Below are 1,144 nucleotides of genomic sequence, written 5' to 3' on the forward strand. Positions count from 1 at the left end.
TAAAATGAAGTCTGTCATTCTTATAATTTTGATTGCAAACCTTTTATCAGCTTGTGCATTAGCACCAAAGCTAAAACAGCCAAATGATAGGAACCGTGTGCCTATCAATAAAACAGTCCCTGCCGAAATCAAGCGAGGAGACAGATGAAAAAGCAGTTTATTATAACAGGAATGATTACCCTTTTGGGAATGATGAATTTAATTCTAACGTCTAACTTTAGTTGGGGTTCTGGAACTCAAGGTTCAACTATTCAAATTCCTTACCCTATTTCAAAAGAAGAATATCTGGAAATTATTAATTTGTTAAAACAACAAATTAAAGAAAACCAAAACCAGATCGAAAACGCGAAAAAAATCCATCAGTCTATAACAGGAAGTAAAACACAACCAATAGGAGAGAATTTTAGTTATTACTTACCAGTTTCGCCTTCTATCTACCCAGAAACAAAGACAAACTACCAAACTACAAGTAGTGGGGAGTTTAAAAATTTTTTTCGTGATATTACTATCGAAGAGAAAAGGGCCGGCTTCAAGAACTTGTCGCATGATAAGATGCGCGAAATAATTAATACGCGTCTTAAATATAATGGAATTGTTGAAAAAGCTGTAAGCTTGCAATCTTTCGAAGATGCAGCGAACCGCTTTACACAAATTGTCGATTTCTTAGAAAATATAAATAAAACAAAAGATCTGAAAGAAGTTTTCGATCTGCAAACACGCATCAAGACCATGTCAGCCATGCTCCAAAATGAATATACAAAGCTACAAATGGTCAGAAATTTAAGCGATGACGAAGAGACTCTTATCGAAATACAAAAACATAAATTGTATAGAAAAATTATGTCCTCTGACAACAAAAGTGTGCCTAAAATAAGATCTGACCAATAAGACTCTTTACAACATTTGCTTTTTTCATGAAAACAAAAGCTGATGTAGAAGGTTCAGTACTATCTGAACAATTCAGAGGGACACAAAGATTTTATCAAAGCCAAGATATCGTAACGCAAATACTTAGGTAATGTATAAATGAAAATGACACGTTTAGCATATACCTATGTTTCAAGGTGATAAAAAGTTGAAAATTCGTTAAAGAGGAATTCCATGGACTTTACAGTGTTCACGCAACTTTTCAATAAAATTGATC

General features: G+C 33.5%; 2 protein-coding genes. Both read left to right on the top strand.

What is annotated here, in order from left to right:
* Positions 1-4 precede the first annotated feature (4 nt).
* The gene (locus ACFIJP_RS09225) at positions 5-148 is read left to right on the top strand and encodes a TrwH protein (protein ID WP_375627120.1); all 144 of its coding nucleotides are present in this window, start codon (positions 5-7) and stop codon (positions 146-148) included.
* Complete coding sequence (locus ACFIJP_RS09230) at positions 145-888, top strand: type IV secretion system protein (RefSeq protein ID WP_375627118.1); 744 nt, start codon at positions 145-147, stop codon at positions 886-888. Before ACFIJP_RS09225 ends, ACFIJP_RS09230 begins: the two co-directional genes overlap by 4 nt.
* Positions 889-1,144 lie beyond the last annotated feature (256 nt).

Source organism: Bartonella sp. MU37NMGALS, from assembly GCF_042194015.1.
GTDB lineage: Bacteria > Pseudomonadota > Alphaproteobacteria > Rhizobiales > Rhizobiaceae > Bartonella > Bartonella grahamii.

Bases quoted from the DNA above. Each gene is read 5' to 3' on its own strand.
- ACFIJP_RS09225 (WP_375627120.1), top strand. From the start codon at position 5: ATGAAGTCTGTCATTCTTATAATTTTGATTGCAAACCTTTTATCAGCT.
- ACFIJP_RS09230 (WP_375627118.1), top strand. From the start codon at position 145: ATGAAAAAGCAGTTTATTATAACAGGAATGATTACCCTTTTGGGAATG.